Consider the following 22057-nt stretch of genomic DNA (forward strand, 5'->3'; position numbering starts at 1 on the left):
CGGCGAGACAAAGATTGCTGAAACGGCCGTGAACGCTGAAGCTGATGCATCACGCAACAATAGCGATCAGTCGGTATTGTTCGACTGAGGGTCTGCTGTCCCGTAACGCAACATCCCGCCACGCTCTTCGAGCCAGAGGCGGATCTGGTTTGCGGTGACGGATCCGACGCCCGGCTCGGACAACAACTCGTCCCAGGTGTAGGCGGCGGCAATCACGGCGAGATGGCGGCTGCGCTTGGCGACAGTCCTGCCGCCGATCGAGGCGTGACGGCCATGAAGCAGCGCTTCCACGGCGCGACGCGGCAGGTTGCGGCGCGGGTCTTTCTCGCGTGGCTTCGGGCAAAACGCTCGCACGTCGTGCTCTTCGATATCGAGCTGCACGGCGATGCGCCGATGATCCATGCCGAGTGTGCGCAGGATCGCGACCTCGTCGCGTAGCAATGCGAGGAAGCGGCGCCGGTTGTAATCTCGCTGACGCGGCGACGAATCCTGCTGGACGGAGAGATCATCCTTAACCGGCGTGAGCACGGGCAATCTCCTCGTATTGGTGGATGTTTGATTCAATCGCGCTGCACCTCTAACCTGGTCTTTGATCGAGTATGATCTTGTTCAAAACCGGCTTCCACTCTGCGCTGGCGTAACCCTAAGGGTTGGAACCGTGACGTCGGTCCCTCAGGCTTTGGCAGGCCCCTTCATCACCGTTCGTCACGTAATATTTAGGGTCAAAGGGAAGGCGATGGGCAGTACGCGTATCCGTACCTTGACTGAGTAGATGGGTCTTTGTCTGAGCACGCTCGCGCCAGCATCATTGTGTATCCGACGTCCGGCTGATCAACCACGGTTTTCAGATACCGGTCTCCAGGAGAGGCTCGCGCGATAAGAGCGACAGATGTCGCTCACTGGAACATGACGAAGCCTCAGTTTTTTGCACCTACATTTGTAGAGCTTCCAATAGCAGACGAGATCGCGATACACCTTTGCCTCGCCTTGGAACGGAAAACCGATTATTGTCCGGGGCATGGTAGAATGTCGGAAACCAGGCTTACTGGACGTCAGCGCATAGCGGGGCTATCGCGCTTGCAACTCCTTGGGCTTAACTTACTGTCGGCCACATCCAACTTCTGATGCACAAATGACGATCAAAATATGGTCTCGCATCCATACGTGGACATCGCTCGTCAGCATGTTGTTTTTGCTGATGCTATGCGTGACCGGGTTGCCGCTGATCTTTCATCATGAGATTGATGAGCTATTCGAAGAGGAAATATCCGCGCCCCCGATGGCAGCGAATACCCCTCGGGCATCGTTGGATCGTGTAGTTGAGGCTGCCCAAAAACTATACCCCGGCCAATTCATCCTTTTCATGCAGCCAAGTCAGACTGAACCGGTAGTGAGTGTTGCGACATCGCCCACTGCAGTTCCACTCCCGGGCATGTTCCGTCGCACGACGTTCGATGCGCGGACCGTTGAAGTACTGGGAGATGAGGTGCCGCATCTGGACGTCATGAACATCATATTGCGGATTCACAGAGATATGTTCGTCGGTCTGCCCGGCGAGCTTTTTCTCGGCGTGATAGGTCTTGTTTTCGTGGTCTCTATCGTGTCGGGCATTGTCGTTTACTGGCCGTTCATGAGGCGGCTGGATTTCGGCTCGATTCGCTACACATCGTCTCGTGTGAAGTGGCTGGATGGGCACAATCTTCTGGGTATCGTGACCGTAACCTGGGCACTGGTTGTGGGGCTGACGGGCACAATCAACACACTTGCGAGTCCGTTGTCCGACCTCTGGCGTGCTCAGTACTTGCCAACCCTGCTTGCTTCCTATGTAGGAAAGCCGGTTGCGCGAATTCCGTCCATTCAAGCAGTCGTTGATAACGTACAAGAGAAATTCCCGGACCGGATCATCACGCAGGTCATCATGCCGACCTCTGGCCGTTTCGGAAGCCCGCAACACCTCATCGTGGGGACCAAGGGCAGCACGCCATTCACGGCTCGGATGCGTGAACCCATTCTGGTCGATGCAAACGACGCGTCAAACATGATTGCACCGCAGGTTCCTTGGTATCTCAAGGTATTGCAGGTTTCACGTCCGCTTCATTTTGGAGACTATGGGGAGTTGCCTCTAAAAATCATCTGGGCGCTTTTCGATATTATTACGATCATCATCCTGTTGAGCGGCCTTTACTTATGGGCAATTAAAAAGCGATCCTTTGGGATCGATCGCGCCTCTCGCAGCATACCTCGGATGGTTGATCCGAAGCGTGAGTATTGAATGGCTCAAATCCACATTCCCCGGCAAAAAGTCGTCCACAGAACGGTTTGGGAAGTCTTCCGTGTGCCTGTCCTTATAGCCGCTGTCACCACAGCAGGGCTGACGTTTGCTCTTTTTGGCAATGGTCTTTCGGACGCGATCTCGTGGTTGGCGCTCGCTGTGCCGGTAGCAATCGCAACTTTTTACTGGATTAAGGGCCGGTCTGTCTCCCGAAGAAGTGTCTGTGGTAAATCAGGCCTTCACCGCTTAACCCCAGGCACGTAATACGCGTCGAGCTTTGACTTGAGTCTGGTCTGGGGCTGACAAGGCTGGCTCTTTTTCTTGCTGGGGAGAGTCATCACCCGTCGCAGATGGCGCGAGCTGCGGGACATATCGGCGCTGTGGCTTTCAGTCTCCGCGCAATGAAACTCGCGCATTAAGCTTGATGTTGCGGCCTCGGGTTAAATCTGGAACTGAACGCGACGGCTCGATGCTCGTCCGCGGTGCATATTAACACTACCCCCTAGATGTCGTTGACCAATCCATCGCGTCGATCGAAGTGTGTCGCACGATTGGAGATCGACGATGTTCGAGGTAGCCCTATTTTTTGTTGTAGTTGCGATGGGTGCTGTTGTTGTGAAGCTCTATGAGTGGCGGCAGGACGTGCTCTATGGCCCTTATCTAAGGCCGGATGATCCTTCAGAATTGTAGTGGATCCACGCTGGCGCCTGACCGCTGGCGTTGTCTTCGCCTCTTACGTCGCCATCCACGCCCGCTGCGACCAAATGGGATGCGACCACTTTGCTGAGAAGCAAACTGGTCGAGGCCATGATCCTTGTCATGGCGATCTCGCCAGTAGGTCCTGAAGGCGCTCCAGGTCTGTCGACGACTATTTTAGTTTCCGCATCACCCATTCGGCTCTCGGATAGGAACATGGGCTACACGTAAGTTACTGAGCCTTGGCCATCTTCGGTCGAGATGACGGCCCCTGCGCGTCGGTTGCCGGGAGCCGGTTCGATGGCAATGCCGGGTCCGGCGATCGGAAGGCGGCGTCGGCCGGGTTTCCCTGCGATGGTCGTTGAGCAGCGGTTACCGGAAGCACGATCACTTTCGCTCCGACCTTCACCCGCTCATAAAGGTCCATGACGTCCTCATTGGTCAGCCGGATACAGCCGGACGAAACCCGCTTCCCAATCGTATCGGGCTTGTTGGTGCCGTGAATCCTATATTCGGTCTCGCCTAGATACATCGCCCGAGCGCCGAGTGGATTGCCGGGACCGCCTGCCATAAATCGCGGCAGATAAGGCTGGCGAGACAGCATCTCTGCAGGTGGACGCCAATCCGGCCATTCTGTTTTGCGGGCCACAGCTTGCTCGCCGGACCATGTAAAACCTTTGCGGCCAACACCGATACCGTAGCGCATCGCTTGCCCGTCGTTCAAAACGAGATAAAGAAATGTGTTTCCTGTATCGATGATGACTGTGCCTGGCGTCTGGTGGCTGACGTAGTCAACCACCTGCCGAACAAGTCTACCGGGAGCGTCAGCGGCTTTTGGTGTTTCGACCCGAGGCGCGGGGGCAGGGATTGCAGCTTGAGTTGACGCTACACGAATTGAAGTTGATACGTGAGCTGGGGGCGACGGTACCTGGACTAAGCGCGCGGATGGCCTCCGTACTGGTTCGACCCCCGCAGGGCGAGACAGCAAAATGTACCCCAATGCGGCAGCGGCCACGACGCCGACTGCAACTCTTCCTGCGACCGGAAGTGTTATCGACTCTGTCTTTCCACGTTTGGCCCGCTTACCCATATTTCTTCCCAGATCCATTTTCTCGGAAGAAGTATCTCAGCAAATTATAATAAACTTTGAAGCGATTCCGCTTGGGCCGGAGATCGTCAGGCGTCGTTAATGCTCGTTTGGCAAACCAAAATCAGCCTCTAGTTACGGTAAGCGGGCTAACCCGCTTCACCGCGATCGGCGACCGTGAAGAACACGGTGCGTGGCCGAGGAGGCAGGAGATCCAGGAGACTCAAAGATTGAGATCACTCAGGCTCGGATGATCATCCGGGCGGCGGGCGCCGATAGTCCAATGGAAGAGGCGTGCGTTCTCTGTGATCGAGAGGTCGTTGATGCTGGCATGGCGAACAGCCATGAGGCCAGCTTCGTTGAACTGCCAGTTTTCGTTACCATAAGAGCGAAACCAATTGCCGCCCGCGTCTTGCCATTCGTACGCAAAGCGCACGGCGATGCGTGAATCGCTGAATGCCCACAATTCCTTGATGAGGCGATATTCTCGTTCCTTCTCCCATTTGCGGGTCAGGAACTCGACGATCGCGTCGCGGCCGGAGAAAATCTCATTCCGGTTCCGCCAGCGGCTGTCCGAAGTATATGCGAGGCTGACCTTTTCTGGATTGCGGGAATTCCAGCCGTCCTCGGCTCCTCGCACCTTGAGGACCGCGGTTTCGTGCGTGAACGGCGGGACTGGCGGACGAACTTCGGACATTTGTAATTCTCCTGTTGATGTTAGCGATGGCACGCAGGCCCGACTTTCAGTCGGGGCATCGTGGCCGGTGTGCTCAGAAATTCCAGAAGCGTTGTCAGAATTGTCGTGAGCAGTTCGTCCCTGGAGTTGGAACAATAAAAGGGACAAATCAAATGGCCAAGCTGATCTTTCAGATCGTCCCTATCGAACCATGGACCTGAACCATCTTCGCCTGCCATCGATGGCGTGAACTAACTGTCATACAGCGGCGGTAATTTCGAACCCTTCTATTGGGGGTCCGAGATGAGCAAAACCATCGAGATTATTCGCGGCGACGGCGGTGATGAGCCGCCATGCCTTGAGACTGGAAACCCGCGTTTTGGAGATCTTGTCGCGCGGCGTTTGAAGCGCCGGGACGTGCTCGCTGGCGCGCTGGCTACAGCGGTCGCCGCGTTGTTCGTTCGCCCTGGTGATGGACGAGCCGCCAAGGACCGCCTCGATTTCAAACCAGTCCCGGTCAGCCGTGCCGATAGGGTGGCCGTTCCCGAAGGATACCGCGTGCAGTTCATCCTGCCATGGGGCGAGCCAATCCTGGGCCGCATGCCAGCCTTCACGATCGACAACAGCGGCGAGGATCAGGCGATGCAGGTCGGTAGTCACCATGACGGGATGCACTTCTTCGCAATCGATGGCCATACCGATGACGGGCTGCTTGTTATCAACCACGAATACGTCGAACCGCGGTTAATGCACATCTCCGCCTCCGGTCTCAAGCTCTGCGCCGAAGATGCTTATCTCATCGATGGCGGCCGACCGGCTGACGACGCGCTCAAGGAAATGAATGCGCATGGCGTCAGTGTCGTTCGAATCCGCCGCGAGGCCGGTGGCCGATGGGTGGCCGTCGCCGACCCTCGCAATCGGCGAGTCACCGCGCTGACGCCGATGGAGCTGGCTGGACCCGTGCGCGGGAGCGACTTCGTCAAAACGAAATACAGCCCAGACGGCACCTGCGTACGCGGTACGCTGGGCAATTGTGCGTCGAGCGCGACACCATGGAACACCTATCTTGCCGCAGAGGAGAACTGGGCGCTGTATTTTCGAAACGACGACAGCAAGGAAGGCAAGCCGGATCAGCCGCGGGAGCACAGCCAGTATCGGGTGCCGCGCGGCAAGACGCGCTATCATTGGGAACTGGCCGACAACGGCGACGATGCTTTCGTTCGCTTCGATGCCTCGCGTAAAACGCAAAGTCCGGCCGAGGACTATCGCAACGAGCCAAACGCCTTCGGCTGGATGGTGGAGATCGATCCGTCGCGACCCGGTGCGGTACCGGTCAAGCGCACCGCGCTGGGGCGCTTCGCACATGAGGGTGTTGTCTTCGCGCCGGCGACCGAAGGCAAGCCGCTGGTCTGCTATTCTGGCGACGATGCCATGTTCCAGTTCATTTACAAATTCGTCAGCGCGCAGCCCTATGACAACGCCAGCGCCGGTGGCCATCTGCTCGATGACGGAACGCTATATGTCGCGCGGTTCAATGATGACGGGAGCGGCGACTGGCTGGCGCTTGCGGCTGGTCAGAACGGCCTGACGTCTGAAAACGGATTCGGCAGTCAGGCCGAGGTGCTGGTCAACACCCGCGCCGCGGCGAAACATGTCGGCGCCACCCGTATGGACCGGCCGGAATCGGGTGCGATTGAGCCAACGACCGGCGCGGTCTACTTCAGTCTCACGAGCAATGTTAAGCGCAAGCCGGATGAGGTCGACAAGGCAAATCCACGCGCTGAGAATTATTTCGGGCATATCGTGCGTTGGACCGAAGAAGGCGCTGACCACGCAGCGACAAGCTTCCGCTGGGATCTGTTTGTCATCGGTGGCGACCAGGCTTCTGGCCGCGACCTGACCGGGCGTCCGCTGGACGATAACAACCTGTTCGCTTGTCCTGATGGGCTGTGGTTCGACGCCAACGGCCGATTGTGGATCCAGACCGACATCGGCGACTGCGCACTGAACAAGGGCCGCTTTGAGCCGTTCGGAAACAACGCAATGCTATGCGCAGATCCAATGACAGGAGAGATTCGTCGATTTCTGACAGGACCGCTGGGGCAGGAGATCACTGGCGTGACGACGACGCCGGACGGCCGCACCATGTTCGTCAACGTCCAGCACCCAGGTGCGCATACGAGCGCCGATGAGTTTGCGCAAGGACGTCTTGGTAGCCACTGGCCAGCCGGCGGTTCAGCGGTGCCGCGGTCGGCGACGCTTGTGATTACCCGCGAGGATGGTGGTATCGTCTGAGCTTGATCGGTCTGCTCATACCACTGCGTGGCGATGCCCGAATGATGACGAGATGGGGAAGATCCATCACGAGGACGCCTTTTCCACCCTGGATTATCGATAGAGGTTAATCCGGCCTCTGCAGATTTGGCATGGAGTTCGGTTCCAGTTCCTTCAGAGTTTGCTCAACTAAACGGTTAATGTGCGGGACGTCAGTGTGATCGCTGATCACACCCAAGCCGTTATCGCCGTTGCCGTAAGCCAGAGTGATGATACCGACACGCCGTTTTTCGACATTCAGTGTGAGCGTGTCCATATCGGTGCTGAACATCGCCTTGGTGATTTCGGCGAAGTTCCGTGATCGGTCGACAACCCTTTGCGTCCCCGTGACCGAAATTAGAAAGCCACCGTTGATCGCATTCTCAACGAGCGCTTTTGCAATCCGCTCGTGGCATAATTTCTTTTGCATGGGAGCTTCCCGCGGCATCGATAGCGATCGTAGTAACCAGCCAAGTCAAGGAGATGACGTTTCTGCATCGTCGGGAAATCCGCTCGCGGCCTTGTAATCAGCGAAGCATAGGCTCGCTTTCGTCGGCCAGAGCACCAGCTTCGGGGATGGCCAAGTAGTCAGCACCGCGGCTCTAGACGGCGTCATGACGCGGTTGTCTTCGAGGTTTACCAACCTGGCGAACCTTATCACCCGCAGACGCACGCGCGGCCGAACAAATCTGGCGCTTAAGAGTTGTATCCGATTGATCAGGGACTTGCCGATGACTCGTTACTATTTCGATGTGCGCGATGGAGATGACCTTATGCCGGATGATGAAGGGCTTGAGCTCGCTTCGTCCCATTCTGCACAGGAAGAAGCCGCGCTGTCGTTAGCTGACCTTGCAAAGGATGCCATCCGTAGCCGCCGTATCGACGGTCAGGGCGGCCTTTTAGCAGTTGAGGTTCGTGACGATAAAGGTCCTGTCTTGCAAGCACGCTTTACAGTTCATGTGAAATCATAGCCCGACCGGCCATGTTTTCGATCAACCGATTCGAAGGCAGGGTTACTGTCGGAGGGCAGCGATGCGCCCACTACGCCTGAACGAGAGGTGGGCCGACTTACAACGAAGCCACCGGACCGGAGTATGACAGACCGGCGGCTTCCGGATTTAGCCAAGCGACCGGTTCGTTCGCTGCAGAGAAGTCATGCCGTCTTCCGCAAGCGCTTCCCCGCCGCAATCACCTCCGCAAGTACGTCGTTTGCAGTAGCCTCCTCGTGGCCGATGAGGCAGCCAATCGCGAAAGCCTTTTGAGCCGCGGGGCTGGATCGCGCGAAGTCGTGTGCTTGCTGCTGATGCATCCGCATGTCGTTAAGCTCGCCGAGCCCACTCAGTAGCTTTTTCAGGGCGCGATCGAGCTTACGTCCGGATTTTCGGCCACCGATACGGAGAGCTTTAAAGAATTCGCGACCATACCGTACCTTCTTCGCTGCAATCCGCAGTTTGTGACGTCTACGCCCATCAAGCTGCTTAAACTTGCGTAACCGCTTGTTGATCTTGCGGATACGGCGCGCCAGCTCGTTCTGCGCGAACGTCCGCGCCGGGCATCCACCTAAAGCCCGCGCTAGAGCATCACTGTCGTTGTGATACCCGCTATCGAGCAGCCTTAACGCGACGTCCAGCAAAAGACGACGGAAACGTTCGCTGTCAACGGCCGCTCTCGCGGTTGCGAAACCAGCGTTGCGGGTTCTTTCGAGCTCATTCTGCAGTATTTCGAGCTCGCGCCGATCCCTGTGCTCAGCGCGATACGAGACCAGGGCTTTCCTGACGAAAACATCATAGTCGCGCGCCTGACCGAGCTGCCCAGTGAGCCATTTCAGCTCTCGTTTTAGTTTGGTGACCTTGCCATCGTGCAATATCTTCTTGAACAGCGATAGCGACGCGCGCAGCCGTCTCAAGCCGACCCGCATTTGGTGAATGCCTTCGGGATCGCCGTGCCGCACAGCGCCATAGTTCCCCGCGATCTGGCGCAGACAGGCGAAGCTCACCGCGACAAAAGCTTCGGTGACCTTGGCCTTTTTCGCAATCACGACAGGCTCGGAAAAGACAGGGGCATCCAGCGTGCCCTCGAGCAACGCATAGCCTCGCTCTGCCTTGGAACCCACGGACAGCGTGATGGGAACGCTGCGCGCTAGCTTTTCTGCAAGTCGTGCCGCGTCACGCCGATCACCATATTTCAATTCGATCTCGATTTCCGCCAGGTCGAGCTTCGCATCCATGGTGGCCACGCGACCTTGATCGAAGGCAAGTTCAATATCGCTGTTGCCAAAATGCAAGGGAATGACCACGCGCTCCACCTGCGTCTCGAAGACGGGACTCAGCCGCTCTGTAAGCTCGGCAGTCAGTAGGGGCGCGAGTGCAGTGCCGCGAGCGAACTCCAGATTTGGCTGATCGCGGTCAATCGCTGTTTCCCACTCGTCGCGCGTTATAAGCGCACTGGAATTGGCTTTGATGGTTTGAAGTCGATGTCCGTCAACCTTGCGTACCCGCAAGCTGACGCCGTGTTCGCGCAAAACGAAATCGTCGGTGTCGAAATAGACCGATGTGAGTGCTTGCTTGCGGCCGCTTTCGCTGGCCTGCTTTTTTAGCCAAGGCAGCATCATTGCCCGGTGCAGACCGTTTTTCGACGTGGCGAGCTTGAGTTCGATCTCCGTGCCCACGGGTTGTTTATCCTCTGACAAATCCAAACTCAACGTTCTGATGGCGAGGCGTTTTAATGCTAGTTATGTGGGGTGGCTGTCTCCGTCGGTCGGTAGATCTGTCCGCTTTTCAGGCCCTCGACACTGACCAAATGAGCCATTTCCTTACGAAGAGAGATAGGGTAACGGCGCAGCAACGGTTTCGTCTGGATTATTGAACTCTGGCATACGATCGACAAGCGTGGCCCGCGCAGCCAGAACCCAAGCACAGAAGGAGAATATCAGATGCCGACCCTCTACACGATGCCTGGCACTTGTTCGCTTTCTCCGAACATCGCCGTCGCGTGGCTCGATGCCCCGGTCGCAATCCACAACATTCCCTATGGCGACCAGAAAAAGGAATATTATCTCGCTATCAATCCTCGGGGGCAGGTGCCGGCGCTACGCTTCGAAGACGGGGACGTGCTGACCGAGGTGACGGCGATCCTCGCCTGGCTCGGCGCCACCTATGGTAAGGAGGGCTATGCGCCCAGTAGCCGGCTCGGCCGCAAGGAAGCCGAAGCGCTGGCCTACATGAGTTCGGAAGTCCATGCGACTTATGGAGGCCATTTCAACACTCCAAAGTTTGCGGAGAGCGCGGCGGCGCAGGATGAGGTTAAGCGCAAGACCTATGAGAAACTCGCCGATCAATACGGGCGGTTAAATGGCATTCTGAGCGAGAATGGCGGCGAATGGTATCTCGGCCAGCGTTCCTTCGCCGACACCTTCCTCTATGTGCTGACGCGCTGGATAGAGAAGACGCCGCTGTCAATCGGCAACTATCCGGCGCTGAAAGCGTACCGCGCGCATATGGAAGCGGACGAGGGGGTGAAGCAAGCGCTCGCGCGGCAAGCCATGGAGCCGATCGGATGAGCGAGGAAAAAACGGGCTGACATTGTGAGACATTCGGGCGTGCCCCACAAAGCTGCTAGTGCCGTCGAACCGACGATCTGGCGAACGACCTCGCCTGGCTTACTGAGGTCTCCAAAAGGCCGGCTGCACTGTTCGCGGCTCCTTTGCTGGCGAGCTTCCGAACCGATCGGGATGGTGCGGCCTCGGGAAGCGGAGTTAACAGCAGATCAATGGCCTCCAGCAGCATAAATTTGATAAAAGGTGACGATAATCTCGACCGCAATCAACACGACGATAATAAGTTCAAGGTGCAGCGATCGGCGTGTATCGATGATGTCAGCGAGAGTGTTGGCCATTTCGGCCACTACGGCGAGCTTCCGATTGAGCGCATCAACGCGCTCTTTTAGTTCGTATTCGTCTTCGAGCCGTGCATAAAGCCGCTCCAGATCTGGACGGTCCCACAAAACATCCGGCTTTTCCGCTACCGCAACGCGGCCTGATACACGGTGCTGTACCAGCAGAGCATTTCCGAGCAGTTTCAGCATCCCTTTTCGGTTACGCCGAGTACGTCCGCGATCTGCCAACTCTTTTGCAAAAGGCTCGATGATCTCGAACACTTTTGCCACTTCGCGTTCGTCATGGGCAAGCACAACGCTCTTCGCAAGGGCATCGGCAACGACTAAAAGCCTGTCGGGCGACATGTCCCGCAACTGAAGCGGACCTCCCGCCTGAACCTGATCCTCGGTTTCACTAGTGATCGTGACAATCGCTGCTTCTTCCTCAAAACGCGCGAGCTGGCCACCGATCCGGGGCTTCAACGCTTCCAAAAAGTTGACTTCTTCTTCGGGTGAAAGGCCGATCAGCACCGCGACGCCGTAGCGAAACAAAACAGCGACACGAGCCTCACCAATCCGGATCGCGAGGGGAAGAGCCGAAAGCACTTCGCCTTCGAACCCCACCGTGTTGATCCGGTCTCCAATATACAGGGCATGCGCGGTGACCCGCGTACCCATTTCCGCAGAGAAATCCGCTGGTGTGCTCACCACGTATCGTCTCCGCGCGTCATGCTTTTTCTTTCACCTTATGAAGGGCGATAGCATATCATCAGAAGTGACAGCGATTGTGACGATCATAAAACACAGGGGCGCCATGAGACAAACCGATGTCGCTTGCACGAAGTGCGGAGCCGGGTTCCGGCGACTAGAGTTGGTGTCGTTGCCCAATCAAGGCGGCGAATTCCGATGCCCGCTCTGTGGTGAGGTTTTGGAAGCCTTCAATGGAGACGAAGCGTTCGTCACCCATCGCCTCACGGTTCCGCCTCAAAAGAAAAGGCCCGGCGCAGCCGCTGCACCGGGCAAGTCGGGAGCGGCTGGCCCAAAGGGGTCGGAGGACCTAGCGTCCAAGAAGTGATCTACTGATGATTCGTGACAGCCAGATTTCATGCAGGCATAGATCTTTGCTTATCTCGGAACCGTCTCTGCGGCCTTGGATGACCGGTCAAGGTCGCAGGCTCGTCTAAGTTGCAGACCATTAGCGAAAGCTCCGCAAAGCTAATGGCCGTGATGTTCGATAGAATGTCGCATTGGAAGATGGACCGTCCATTGTCGATGCGTCATACGCTTGAAACATCGTTGGGCGAACGTCGTGGAATTGAGAATCACAAAACTCGAGACCTCGATGCGAATTCTGGTGGCGACCGATGCCTGGCATCCGCAGGTTAACGGCGTAGTCCGCACATTAACGTCGCTGGCCCGCAGCGCGTCGGCGCTTGGAGCTGACATCAAATTTTTGACCCCGGAAGGCTTTCCGTCAGTGCCTCTTCCAACCTATCCGGGGTTGAGAGTAGCCTTACCAAGCCGCGGCGAAATTGCCCGTAGGATAGAAGCGGCGTCACCGGATGCCATTCACATCGCGACCGAGGGACCGGTCGGTTGGATGGTGCGAGATTATTGTTGTCGTCGGAAGCTGGCCTTCACAACCTCATATACAACGCGCTTCCCGGAATACATCGCCGCACGCTCGATCATCCCGTTGTCGATGAGCTATGCGGTACTCCGGCATTTTCATGCGGCTGCGGCCATGACGATGGTTGCCACTTCCTCGCTCAGGCAGCAATTGACCGCGAGAGGCTTCAAAAAGCTCGGAACCTGGACGCGAGGGGTCGATACCGAGCTATTCACGCCCGATGGTGCGTCCGAGCTCGATTTGCCGAGACCTATTTTTATGAGCGTAGGTCGTGTAGCGGTCGAAAAGAACCTTGACGCGTTTCTTTCGCTGAACTTACCGGGATCCAAGGTAGTGGTCGGCGACGGGCCACAGAAGCCGGAGCTGGAAATCCGGTTTCCGAAAGTCAAGTTCCTGGGCGAGAAGACTGGTCGTGAACTCAGCGCGCACTTGGCCGCGGCTGACGTCTTTGTTTTTCCAAGCCTGACGGACACATTCGGCATTGTGCAACTCGAGGCGCTGGCATGTGGCACGCCTGTTGCTGCATTTCCGGTTACCGGTCCGCTCGATGTGATTGCCGATTTTCCGGTTGGTGCATTGGATATGAACTTAAGAAGCGCCTGCATCCGCGCACTCAGGATTTCACGCGAGGCTTGTAGGGATTTTGCCTTGCAACGCTCCTGGGAAAATAGCGCAAGGCAGTTCATCGGCAATCTTAGTGCATTGCAGCCGAGCCGTTCATTGCGACCTCGCGGCCGCCTGATGGCGCCCAGTGCTGCGCAGGGCTAACCAGGCGAGAAAGAGGAAATCGAAATTATCATGGCAGAAATCTTTAAGCTGGATGACGTCGAGAAGTTGGACTTCGACCGTGCGACGGTTGAGCAGGCTTACGATCGTTGGGCTCCGGTTTACGACTTCGTGTTTGGCGGCGTGTTCAGCAAGGGTCGCAAGGCGGCTATTCAGGCAACCAACAGGGTCGGCGGGCGCGTGCTTGAGGTTGGCGTCGGCACGGGAATCTCGCTGCCGCAATATGCATCCCACCTTCGCATCTTCGGTACCGACATTTCGGAAGCGATGTTGCAAAAGGCGAAACGCAGGGTCAATGATCTCGGTCTAAAGAACGTCGAAGAACTCGCGGTCATGGATGCGGAGAAGCTCGAATTTCCGGACAATTCATTCGACGTGGTGATGGCGCAATATGTTGTGACGGCGGTACCGAACCCGGAAGCAGCCCTTGATGAGTTCGCTCGCGTGCTACGGCCGGGCGGCGAACTGATAATCCTGACTCGGATCAGCGCCGATGCCGGGGTGCGCCGCTTCATCGAGCGTCGATTGCAGCCCGTGGTACGTCCTCTCGGCTTTCGGACAGCCGAATTCACCTGGTCGCGCTATGCGCAATGGTTGGCAGGTGCAGCCGAAATGGAATTGGTGGAGAACCGGCCGATACCGCCGCTCGGCCACTTCTCGCTGCTCCGTATTCGAAAAACCACGACGACAGTCACGCCTGATTAGACGATAGAGGTCCGCGCGAGCGCATCCTCGCGACGCGTCTTGTGACATTTGCATAATGTCATCTTGCGTACATCGAATCCTTGTAAACCGAATAAACCGTATTCTGGACAGAGAATGAATATGAGCTTTCGAGAGCAGTTGCGCACTCAACGGTGGGATGACCATCGCTTTTACCATCACAGCCGCATCAACCAGAGCCTGCACTTTGTCAGCGCCTTCAGCTTTCTCGTTGCATATGCATTGCTATTCGTCGATCCGGTTGCCGCCGCATTGGTCGGCTGGCTGTTCTCTATGACCACAAGGCAGGCGGGTCATTTCTTCTTCGAGCCGAAAGGTTATGACCACGTCAATCAGACGACTCACGACCACAAGGAGGATATCAAGGTCGGATATAATTTGAATCGGAAGATCGTTCTGATGGCCATCTGGGCGCTTTCGCCGCTGGTTCTCTTCTTCGACCCGACACTGTTTGGTGTCTTTACGCCATGGGCCTCGCCGGCTGATTTCATGCGGCAAGTCGCCAAGATATGGCTCGCAATTGGAATTGGCGGCGTGCTGTTTCGAACCGTTCATTTGTTCTTCATTCGCGATGTCGAGACCGGTCTTGTGTGGATGACCAAGATCCTGACTGACCCGTTTAACGATCTCAAACTATACTACAAAGCACCGCTGTATTTGATGAAGGGCGAGTTGATCGATCCAGGCCTTGGACAAGTACAAGTGCGTAAAGCGCGCTCGAACTGAAAATGATCCGCACGACGACGGTCGCTGGCTTACCGCGGCCGTCGTCGCGTGATCATCTCCCTCAGGATTTGCCGGCGTACGCTCTTGTTGGTGAGCGAAGGACTGTGCCACCACCAGCCATCCCGCTTCATGTTTTCGGCCGCCGTCACGAAGCGATCGGCGACTACGGAAAAGTCAGCGTCGTTGTAATTCAGGCTGAAGATCAGACGACCGGTACCAACCCAACTCAAGGCGAGCCCTTCGGCCCGCAGATAATATTGAAACATCCAGTTGTAGCGGGACGGCTCAGTATAGTGCACCGTCCAGATCGACGACAGGTTGCTAACCCGCACCGCAAGGTTTCGCGCGCTCAGCAGGTCATTCAGCTGCTTGGCGCGTCCGTTCCAGGTCTCATCGAGGCCGTCATAAATCGACAGGAAGTTCGGATCGGCGAGTCGACTCAGGAACTCGTTCATCGCCGTCATGACGTAGGGATGCGAATTGAAAGTACCGCGGGCGAAGCAGACGTCGGCGGGACGATCGTCGCGGAAGCGTCGCATCAGATCCTTACGACCGCAGACCGCACCTACGGGAAGACCGCCGGCGAGGCTCTTGCCATAGGTCACCATGTCGGCGCGGACGCCGAAATATTCCTGCGCGCCCCCGGCGGCAAGACGGAAGCCAACGAAGATTTCGTCGAAGATCAGTACGATGCTCCGCTCGGTGCAGACCTCGCGCAGCCGCTTCAGCCATTCTCCGTAGGCGGCGCGGTCGAGTTGGCTTTTGCGAGAGCTGTCGACCAGGGCGGAATCAGCCGGTGCATTGCCGTTGGGATGAAGTGCCTGCAAGGGGTTCACGAGAACGCAGGCGATATCGCGCCGCGTCCTCAGGACATGGAGCGTCCGCTCCGACATGTCGGCAAGAGTATAGGTTTCGTGCGGAGAAATTGGATTGCCCACGCCAGGCTGAACGTCGCCCCACCACCCATGATAAGCTCCGGCGAAGCGAACCAGATGCGATCGGCGCGTATGATAGCGGGCGAGCCGCACCGCCTGCATCACGGCTTCGGTGCCGGACATGTGAAACGAGACTTCGTCAAGACCGGAAATCTCGCAGAGCCGGCGCACATTGTCCGTAATCACGGGATGGTAGGGGCCGAGCACCGGCCCCAACGCATGGGCGCGCTTTTCCGCGGCGGCGATGCAATCCTTGTAGAAATCGTTGCCGAAGATATTGACGCCGTAGGAGCCGGCAAGGTCGTAGAAGACATTGCCATCGACGTCGGTGACAGTGACGCCGCACGAGGACTGCATGAAGGCGCTGGTCGAAAGATGCTCCCGCACCATCCGGCTGTACTGAAAGGGCACCCGATAGGTCTCGGTGAATCGCAGGTCGGAGATTCGGCTCGACGCGTCTGCGGTCAGTTGTCGACCCTTGGCGTAGCGTTCTTCATAAAGGCGGGCGAGCCGAAAGAAGGCTTCCCGCCTTTGTTTGACGACTTCGCGCGGCGCGCCGTCGGAACCGAAGAAGTCATTGTTATCGAACTCGTAGAACGGCAGCAGCCGGGCAACGGTCCTGGACAACTTGGAATGACCGGTCAGCGAGCGGTGTTTGGCCCGCGAAAGCGCCAACCGGGCGTTCAGTTTGGGAAAGGCAACTGCTGCGCCGGCAACCGCGGCGGCAGACAAGGCCAGAATCGGAAGAGGCAAATCCATGCCGCCAGCGCTATCCAACGCCTCTGACAGGTTCATGACAATGAGAAAACTGATCTCGGGCCTGACCCAGCAGAAGGATTTGAATTTCCTGCTGACCAACCGGATTCCGCGGGCAACCCTAACCTGGTTCATCGGATGGTTTAGCAAGATCGAACAGCCCCTGATCCGGGATCTCTCGATGGCTTGCTGGCGTCTGTTTTCCGACCTCGACCTTAGCGAAGCGCGTAAAACTAGCTTCAATAGCCTGCATGATTGTTTTACGCGGGAGTTGCGTCCGGGCTTGCGCCCGCCGGATGCCGACCCCGCGACTGTGGTCAGCCCGTGCGATGCCATCATCGGGGCGTTTGGAAATATCGTCGACACGCAGCTTTTTCAGATCAAGGGCGCGCCATATTCGCTACTGGACCTGCTCGGCGATCCGGCGCTGGTCGATGCGCACCGAAATGGCCGCTTCATCACTCTGCGGCTGACGTCAAGCATGTATCATCGCTTTCATGCGCCGCATGACTGCCGGATCGATCGCGTGAGCTTCATTCATGGCGACGTATGGAACGTGAACCCGATTGCACTGAAACGGGTCGAGCGGCTGTTCTGCAAGAATGAACGGGCGGTGCTTCAGATGCGGCTGACAACCGGGGAGGCGCTGACCCTGGTGCCGGTGGCAGCGATTCTGGTCGCGAGCATTCGGCTGCATTTCATCGATGCCACCCTCAACGCTCAAACCAGAGGGCCGATGGGTTTTTCCTGCGATGCAAGCGTGCGAAAGGGCGAGGAGCTCGGCTGGTTCGAGCACGGATCAACGATCATTGTGCTGGCGCCAGAGGACTTCGAGTTCTGCGGCAACGTGGTGGAATCGGCGCGGATAAAGGCCGGTCAGCCCCTCATGCGAAAGGTTAGGGCAGGTGATCCTTGCCTGCGCGCTGAGCCGCAGGCGTAAGCCATGTCCTCACCGCTTCGCTGATCCCTCGGGAAGCGTCAGTACGGCGTACTGGGTATAATCGCGGAAAAGGCGATCAAAGCGCAAATGGGCTCCGGTATGTTGCGCCATCGCAGTGAGCATTTTCTGCAGTTCGTTGCGCGGCGTCACATCGAACAGCGAAAGCCATCTCAGTAGCAGCGCGCGGGCTAGCGTCGGCATCTGTTCCTGGCTGCCGAAATCGACAATGTGTAAACGGCCGCCGGGCTTTAGGCGGCTCACAGCTCTCTCAAGCACTCGACGCCAGTTTGGTATCATCGACAGGCTGTAGCAGATAAGCACGTGGTCGAACCGCTCGGTACCCAACAAGGGATGCGGCTCCAACGCGGTTGCATCGCCGTGCGCGACTCGAATTCGATCTTCCAGACCGTGTCGCGAAATACTCGAGATTGCCGATGTCAGCATCTCCGTTGAAACATCGATTCCGAAAAATCTTGCCTGAGGGTACATGCCTGCGGCTAAAACTAGATTCCTGCCGGTCCCGCATCCGATCTCCAGAACGGCCGCGCCTGCCTCAGGCCGCAGATCGGCGATCAGCTGGTCACGTCCAAGAAAGTAGTACCGCCGCGTTGCATCGTAAAAGTGCCTTTGCCTCCGATACATTCGGTTCATGCGGCGTGTTGCTTCGACAGGCCACGAGGCATCTGCGACCATATCGGGGGAATGTGCGAACATCCGTGCGCCCTCTCTCTGGTTAGCAGCTGACTCATGGAATATGTGCGCGACAGGGATATGACGAGGCGCCCGCGCAGATCCACGAGGGACAGCGTCTCGCGCTGATCTGGGTACCGGGATAAATTCCGGAAAGACTCACGATCATTTTGTGAAGGAAAAAGGTGAGTGGGCGATCCTGCCACTCGCATCTCATTATTGAGCTTGGTGTTCTTGGCGGAGATATCGGCATGCAGGTCCGCTCGCATAGACCGACATGATTGCCGAGCTCGAATTTCAAGTGGTGCCGCTATCACCTACGTATACATAACGCATTGAAAATAAACAGGTTATCGTCTTTAGTCGGGTTGACATCTGTTCCGCGACATACCACTGTTTTCGACGGACGGAGGCTGCCGGATCATCCTTGGGGTATCGCTGAGGGCAGACCTGCGTCCCGAATGACGGCTTCGATCAGATGGTCGTCGCAAACGAAAGGAAGCCCCAATGGCCACCACTGCGGAACTTGAGCAGCTGCTCACGCAGCGCTCGCTGACCGACGCGCAACTTCTAACGGCTGCGGATGCATCGGCGGATTTTCGGATTTTGCCTGACGCGACGGTTCTCAAGATCGGCGGACAGAGCGTGATCGATCGCGGTCGCGCGGCGGTCTATCCGCTCGTGGACGAGATCGTCGCCGCCCGCAAGAAACACAAGTTGCTGATCGGTACGGGTGCAGGAACCCGGGCCCGGCATCTTTACTCGATCGCGGCAGGGCTCGGCTTGCCGGCGGGTGTGCTCACGCAACTCGGGGCCTCGGTTGCCGATCAGAACGCTGTGATGCTGGGACAGCTGCTCGCGAAGCACGGGATCTCGGCGGTCGATGGCGCAGGGCTTTCGGCTGTGCCGCTTTACCTTGCAGAGGTGAACGGCGTCGTCTTCAGCGGCATGCCGCCTTATGGCCTGTGGACGCGTCCCGCCGCCGAGGGCGTCATTCCTCCCTACCGAACCGACGCTGGATGCTTCCTCCTCGCTGAACAGTTCGGGTGCAAGGCGATGATCTTCGTGAAGGACGAAGACGGCCTCTACACTGCAAACCCGAAAACCTCGAAAGGCGCCACCTTGATTTCAAAGATCTCGGTCGCCGAAATGAAGGCCAAGGGGCTGCAGGACTCGATCCTCGAATTCCGCATGCTCGATCTGCTCGCCTCGGCACGCCACGTTCGTCAGGTGCAGGTTGTGAATGGCCTTGTCCCCGGCAACCTGACCCGCGCGCTTGCTGGCGAGCACGTCGGCACCATCATCACCGCGAGCTGAAAGAGACACGTCATGGCCAACACAACTGACACCATCAAGCACGTCGCCTCGCCGCTCGCGCGCCAGACCCTGCTCGACGGCGAACTTACCACTCCCGTCGCCGGCAAGCGGCCGATCCGGCTGCTGCCGTGGCTGCAAGTGGTGAAGATCGGAGGCCGCTCCATCATGGATCGCGGCCGCGATGCGATCCTTCCGATCGTGGACGAGATCCGAAAACTTTTGCCCGAACACCGTCTACTGATCCTGACCGGTGCCGGAATCCGCGCGCGCCATGTCTACGGCGTTGGCCTCGATCTCGGCCTTCCGGTCGGGTCGCTGGCCCCGCTTGCCGCGAGCGAAGCCGGCCAGAACGGCCACATTCTCGCCTCGCTCCTCGCTCCGGAAGGCGTCTCCTATATCGAGCACCCGACCATCGCGAGCCAGTTGGCGATTCACCTCACCGCGGCCCGCGCCGTTGTCGGAAGCGCCTTTCCTCCGTATCACCATCACGAGTTTCCAGGCTCTCGTATTCCGCAGCACCGGGCGGATACCGGCGCGTTTCTGTTAGCCGACGCGCTGGGCGCAGCCGGCCTCACGATTGTGGAGGATGTAGACGGTGTGTCTACTGCGGACCCCAACGGCTCCGAGGGAAAGACGGCGAAATTGCTTCGCGAGATGAGCGTCGCCGATCTTGCAAAGTTCAAAGGCACGTTGCCGGTCGATACGGCTTTGGCCGAGGTCATGGCGACTGCGCGTCATATCGAGCGCGTGCAGGTTGTAAATGGCCTTGTTCCGGGACGGCTCACCGCCGCCTTGCGTGGCGAGCACGTTGGCACGATCATTCATACTGGCGCGCATCAGGTCTGAGCTTCGTTCCAGATTATCGATCTGGTATCGGAAAAACGGGTCGGAGCAAGTGCTCCGGCCCGTTTTGCATTTGCAAATTCGGCTTCGTTCCCGGCGCAATATCCGTTATATATTGTCGAATATATAACGGCGGGGCGGGGCGTGATGGCGATTGAAGCGCTGGTCACCTTGAAGGGCGAGAACGTTCCAGCCGTCGGGCGGGAACGGTTGAGGTTACTCGAGGCGGTTGCGCGCGAGGGCAGCATTTCAGCTGGGGCACGGGCGGTCGGCATCACCTACAAAGCCGCATGGGACGGCCTCGATGCGATGGCCAACCTTTTTGGCAAGCCGTTGCTCGTCGGGCGCGCTGGCGGTCGCGCCGGCGGCGGAGCGACGCTGACGGCGACCGGCTACTCTGTCATCGAGGCGTTCAGAAGAATGGAAGCGGAGATGGCCCGCGTCTTGCGAACGATCGAACCTGAGCTCGCCGAGGCCGGCGTTTCTCCATTGGATCTTGTCTCGGGATTTCTTATGAAGACCAGCGCACGCAACGCGATCCGCGGCAGCATCATCAACATCGTGTCCGATACGCTGAGTGCCGAAGTCGAAATTTCGGTCTCGCCCCAAACGACGATCCATTCGCTTGTCACGCACGCCAGCATGGAAGAGTTGGGACTATGCGCGGGCCGACCGGTGACCCTGCTGATCAAGGCACCATTCGTTGCTATTGCTACAGGTAAAACAGCGCCGAAGACCTCCGCTCGCAATTGCATCAATGGGATCGTCAGCCGATGCGAGGCATCCACCGTGAGCGCCGAGATCGTCCTCGACATCGGTGCAGGCAAGACGCTTGCGGCCAGCGTCACTGCGCAAAGTGCCCAATCGCTTCGGCTCTCTCCAGGAAAACCCGCATTCGCCCTTTTCGATGCCGCGCACGTTATCATTGCCATCAACTGACAAGAGTCGTTTTGCATTTGGGCTGATCGCGAACAGTCCGTCGGCTTCTGGATCAAAAATATATCGAGGTGTGCGCCGCTAAGGGAAAAAGCGAGTCGACAAAGTCGGGAAGTTTGACATCGCTGCTTCGTCTTGCTGCCGTTGCAGAAATGCAACGACACTGACCTTTTGTCCTGAATTCGACTGCTTATTCCATAATATTAGAAGTAATCCAAAATATATGAGATTGCGGGGAAATTTCCGCCCTCATAGAGAACGGCGCAGCGGTTGCAAGCAGGAAGGCGCCCCCGCGCATCCTTGCGGCCGAGGGGCTGACCCGTGGCCTTTGATATTCAAGATCTGTTTCGGCGGCATAATGAGGAGCTAAGGCGCTTCCTGCGGCGACGGGGTGCGACTGCCGATACCGCCGCCGATCTCACTCAGGAGACTTTCCTGAGGCTCCTCACCGCGACGCCGGTCGCGCCAATCGACAACGTGCAGGCCTATATTTTCCGGACCGCGAACAATCTCTCGATTGATCTAGCACGCAGGCAGCGGCTCATGCCGCTCGTCGATAGCAGTGACGATGTCCTCAAGCATATTGTCGACGAATCGCCATCCCCGGAGCGCGTGCTGCTGTCGCGTCAGGAGTTGGCGCTCTTGCAGGCAACTCTCAATCAAATCCCGGAGCGGCCGCGCGAGGTGTTCCTGGCACGCCTCGAAGGCAAGACATTCGCCGAGATTGGCCGAACCATGGGCATCTCGCCGCAATCGGCGTTCAGCCAGATGCTCAAGGTCATGATGCACCTCAAGGCGGCGCTTGATCGGACGCACGAATAATTTTCTGCGTGCGTGAGATATCTCGCTCTCCAAATC

At 57.7% G+C, this 22057-nt stretch carries 21 protein-coding genes; 13 read left to right on the forward strand and 8 right to left on the reverse strand.

Annotation, left to right across the window (positions count from 1 at the left end; genetic code table 11):
- Positions 1-66: 66 nt before the first annotated feature.
- Positions 67-528, reverse strand: coding sequence for a hypothetical protein (locus AC1RT6_RS00125; protein WP_079448148.1), 462 nt, complete (start codon positions 526-528; stop codon positions 67-69).
- A 604-nt stretch (positions 529-1132) separates the two neighbouring features.
- On the opposite strand from AC1RT6_RS00125, the gene AC1RT6_RS00130 reads away from it, so the two are divergent.
- Entirely contained in the window at positions 1133-2272 is a 1140-nt protein-coding gene (locus AC1RT6_RS00130; protein WP_079448147.1) for a PepSY-associated TM helix domain-containing protein, read from the forward strand.
- Between the two features lie 564 nt (positions 2273-2836).
- Complete coding sequence (locus AC1RT6_RS00135) at positions 2837-2962, forward strand: hypothetical protein (protein WP_274533977.1); 126 nt, start codon at positions 2837-2839, stop codon at positions 2960-2962.
- A 238-nt stretch (positions 2963-3200) separates the two neighbouring features.
- On the opposite strand, the gene AC1RT6_RS00140 is transcribed toward AC1RT6_RS00135, so the two are convergent.
- The gene (locus AC1RT6_RS00140) at positions 3201-4058 is read right to left on the reverse strand and encodes a L,D-transpeptidase (RefSeq protein ID WP_079448153.1); all 858 of its coding nucleotides are present in this window, start codon (positions 4056-4058) and stop codon (positions 3201-3203) included.
- Positions 4059-4278: 220 nt separating this feature from the next.
- The gene (locus tag AC1RT6_RS00145; protein WP_079448145.1) at positions 4279-4752 is read right to left on the reverse strand and encodes a nuclear transport factor 2 family protein; all 474 of its coding nucleotides are present in this window, start codon (positions 4750-4752) and stop codon (positions 4279-4281) included.
- A 282-nt stretch (positions 4753-5034) separates the two neighbouring features.
- Here AC1RT6_RS00145 and AC1RT6_RS00150 point away from each other — a divergent pair, with 282 nt between their 5' ends.
- A complete protein-coding gene (locus AC1RT6_RS00150; RefSeq protein WP_472790284.1) occupies positions 5035-7026 on the forward strand; it encodes a PhoX family protein in 1992 nt (663 codons plus the stop codon).
- 106 nt (positions 7027-7132) lie between these two features.
- Here AC1RT6_RS00150 and AC1RT6_RS00155 read toward each other — a convergent pair whose 3' ends face one another.
- Entirely contained in the window at positions 7133-7492 is a 360-nt protein-coding gene (locus AC1RT6_RS00155; protein ID WP_472790282.1) for a hypothetical protein, read from the reverse strand.
- A 283-nt stretch (positions 7493-7775) separates the two neighbouring features.
- Here AC1RT6_RS00155 and AC1RT6_RS00160 point away from each other — a divergent pair, with 283 nt between their 5' ends.
- The gene (locus tag AC1RT6_RS00160) at positions 7776-8015 is read left to right on the forward strand and encodes a DUF6894 family protein (protein ID WP_079447332.1); all 240 of its coding nucleotides are present in this window, start codon (positions 7776-7778) and stop codon (positions 8013-8015) included.
- A gap of 182 nt (positions 8016-8197) precedes the next feature.
- Here AC1RT6_RS00160 and AC1RT6_RS00165 read toward each other — a convergent pair whose 3' ends face one another.
- Positions 8198-9712: a CYTH and CHAD domain-containing protein gene (locus AC1RT6_RS00165; protein ID WP_139372899.1), complete on the reverse strand. Its 1515-nt coding sequence runs from the start codon at positions 9710-9712 to the stop codon at positions 8198-8200.
- Between the two features lie 264 nt (positions 9713-9976).
- Between AC1RT6_RS00165 and AC1RT6_RS00170 the strand changes: the two genes are divergently transcribed.
- Positions 9977-10603, forward strand: coding sequence for a glutathione S-transferase family protein (locus AC1RT6_RS00170; protein WP_079447330.1), 627 nt, complete (start codon positions 9977-9979; stop codon positions 10601-10603).
- A gap of 206 nt (positions 10604-10809) precedes the next feature.
- Here the strand turns inward: AC1RT6_RS00170 and AC1RT6_RS00175 are convergent, their stop codons facing one another.
- Positions 10810-11595, reverse strand: a complete 786-nt coding sequence (locus AC1RT6_RS00175; RefSeq protein ID WP_472790279.1) for an RMD1 family protein — start codon at positions 11593-11595, stop codon at positions 10810-10812.
- A gap of 664 nt (positions 11596-12259) precedes the next feature.
- Here AC1RT6_RS00175 and AC1RT6_RS00180 point away from each other — a divergent pair.
- The 3 genes from AC1RT6_RS00180 (at position 12260) to AC1RT6_RS00190 (ending at position 14782) form a co-directional block, all read left to right on the forward strand.
- Positions 12260-13315 carry a glycosyltransferase family 4 protein gene (locus tag AC1RT6_RS00180; protein WP_079447352.1) on the forward strand — a complete coding sequence of 352 codons (1056 nt, stop codon included), beginning with the start codon at positions 12260-12262 and terminating at the stop codon, positions 13313-13315.
- A 30-nt stretch (positions 13316-13345) separates the two neighbouring features.
- The gene (locus tag AC1RT6_RS00185; protein WP_079447327.1) at positions 13346-14038 is read left to right on the forward strand and encodes a class I SAM-dependent methyltransferase; all 693 of its coding nucleotides are present in this window, start codon (positions 13346-13348) and stop codon (positions 14036-14038) included.
- Positions 14039-14152: 114 nt separating this feature from the next.
- Positions 14153-14782, forward strand: a complete 630-nt coding sequence (locus tag AC1RT6_RS00190) for a hypothetical protein (RefSeq protein ID WP_079447326.1) — start codon at positions 14153-14155, stop codon at positions 14780-14782.
- Positions 14783-14811: 29 nt separating this feature from the next.
- Here the strand turns inward: AC1RT6_RS00190 and AC1RT6_RS00195 are convergent, their stop codons facing one another.
- Complete coding sequence (locus tag AC1RT6_RS00195) at positions 14812-16476, reverse strand: aminotransferase class III-fold pyridoxal phosphate-dependent enzyme (RefSeq protein WP_079447351.1); 1665 nt, start codon at positions 16474-16476, stop codon at positions 14812-14814.
- A gap of 34 nt (positions 16477-16510) precedes the next feature.
- Between AC1RT6_RS00195 and asd the strand changes: the two genes are divergently transcribed.
- Positions 16511-17413: an archaetidylserine decarboxylase gene (gene asd, locus AC1RT6_RS00200; protein ID WP_079447325.1), complete on the forward strand. Its 903-nt coding sequence runs from the start codon at positions 16511-16513 to the stop codon at positions 17411-17413.
- 9 nt (positions 17414-17422) lie between these two features.
- Here asd and AC1RT6_RS00205 read toward each other — a convergent pair whose 3' ends face one another.
- A complete protein-coding gene (locus AC1RT6_RS00205) occupies positions 17423-18127 on the reverse strand; it encodes a class I SAM-dependent methyltransferase (RefSeq protein ID WP_079447324.1) in 705 nt (234 codons plus the stop codon).
- 483 nt (positions 18128-18610) lie between these two features.
- On the opposite strand from AC1RT6_RS00205, the gene AC1RT6_RS00210 reads away from it, so the two are divergent.
- From AC1RT6_RS00210 to AC1RT6_RS00225, 4 genes are all read left to right on the forward strand, one after another.
- Positions 18611-19420 (forward strand): amino acid kinase family protein, encoded by an 810-nt coding sequence (locus AC1RT6_RS00210; RefSeq protein WP_079447323.1) that lies wholly within the window; start codon positions 18611-18613, stop codon positions 19418-19420.
- Between the two features lie 12 nt (positions 19421-19432).
- A complete protein-coding gene (locus tag AC1RT6_RS00215; RefSeq protein WP_079447322.1) occupies positions 19433-20266 on the forward strand; it encodes an amino acid kinase family protein in 834 nt (277 codons plus the stop codon).
- 144 nt (positions 20267-20410) lie between these two features.
- Entirely contained in the window at positions 20411-21202 is a 792-nt protein-coding gene (locus AC1RT6_RS00220; protein WP_472791529.1) for a TOBE domain-containing protein, read from the forward strand.
- 318 nt (positions 21203-21520) lie between these two features.
- Positions 21521-22021, forward strand: coding sequence for an RNA polymerase sigma factor (locus tag AC1RT6_RS00225; RefSeq protein ID WP_079447320.1), 501 nt, complete (start codon positions 21521-21523; stop codon positions 22019-22021).
- Positions 22022-22057 lie beyond the last annotated feature (36 nt).

This window comes from Nitrobacter sp. MLSD-S21 (assembly GCF_058809865.1).

Bases quoted from the DNA above. Each gene is read 5' to 3' on its own strand.
- AC1RT6_RS00130 (WP_079448147.1), top strand. From the start codon at position 1,133: ATGACGATCAAAATATGGTCTCGCATCCATACGTGGACATCGCTCGTC.
- AC1RT6_RS00135 (WP_274533977.1), top strand. From the start codon at position 2,837: ATGTTCGAGGTAGCCCTATTTTTTGTTGTAGTTGCGATGGGTGCTGTT.
- AC1RT6_RS00140 (WP_079448153.1), bottom strand. From the start codon at position 4,058: ATGGGTAAGCGGGCCAAACGTGGAAAGACAGAGTCGATAACACTTCCG.
- AC1RT6_RS00145 (WP_079448145.1), bottom strand. From the start codon at position 4,752: ATGTCCGAAGTTCGTCCGCCAGTCCCGCCGTTCACGCACGAAACCGCG.
- AC1RT6_RS00150 (WP_472790284.1), top strand. From the start codon at position 5,035: ATGAGCAAAACCATCGAGATTATTCGCGGCGACGGCGGTGATGAGCCG.
- AC1RT6_RS00155 (WP_472790282.1), bottom strand. From the start codon at position 7,492: ATGCCGCGGGAAGCTCCCATGCAAAAGAAATTATGCCACGAGCGGATT.
- AC1RT6_RS00160 (WP_079447332.1), top strand. From the start codon at position 7,776: ATGACTCGTTACTATTTCGATGTGCGCGATGGAGATGACCTTATGCCG.
- AC1RT6_RS00170 (WP_079447330.1), top strand. From the start codon at position 9,977: ATGCCGACCCTCTACACGATGCCTGGCACTTGTTCGCTTTCTCCGAAC.
- AC1RT6_RS00175 (WP_472790279.1), bottom strand. From the start codon at position 11,595: ATGGGTACGCGGGTCACCGCGCATGCCCTGTATATTGGAGACCGGATC.
- AC1RT6_RS00180 (WP_079447352.1), top strand. From the start codon at position 12,260: ATGCGAATTCTGGTGGCGACCGATGCCTGGCATCCGCAGGTTAACGGC.
- AC1RT6_RS00185 (WP_079447327.1), top strand. From the start codon at position 13,346: ATGGCAGAAATCTTTAAGCTGGATGACGTCGAGAAGTTGGACTTCGAC.
- AC1RT6_RS00190 (WP_079447326.1), top strand. From the start codon at position 14,153: ATGAATATGAGCTTTCGAGAGCAGTTGCGCACTCAACGGTGGGATGAC.
- AC1RT6_RS00195 (WP_079447351.1), bottom strand. From the start codon at position 16,476: ATGGATTTGCCTCTTCCGATTCTGGCCTTGTCTGCCGCCGCGGTTGCC.
- asd (WP_079447325.1), top strand. From the start codon at position 16,511: ATGACAATGAGAAAACTGATCTCGGGCCTGACCCAGCAGAAGGATTTG.
- AC1RT6_RS00205 (WP_079447324.1), bottom strand. From the start codon at position 18,127: ATGTTCGCACATTCCCCCGATATGGTCGCAGATGCCTCGTGGCCTGTC.
- AC1RT6_RS00210 (WP_079447323.1), top strand. From the start codon at position 18,611: ATGGCCACCACTGCGGAACTTGAGCAGCTGCTCACGCAGCGCTCGCTG.
- AC1RT6_RS00215 (WP_079447322.1), top strand. From the start codon at position 19,433: ATGGCCAACACAACTGACACCATCAAGCACGTCGCCTCGCCGCTCGCG.
- AC1RT6_RS00220 (WP_472791529.1), top strand. From the start codon at position 20,411: ATGGCGATTGAAGCGCTGGTCACCTTGAAGGGCGAGAACGTTCCAGCC.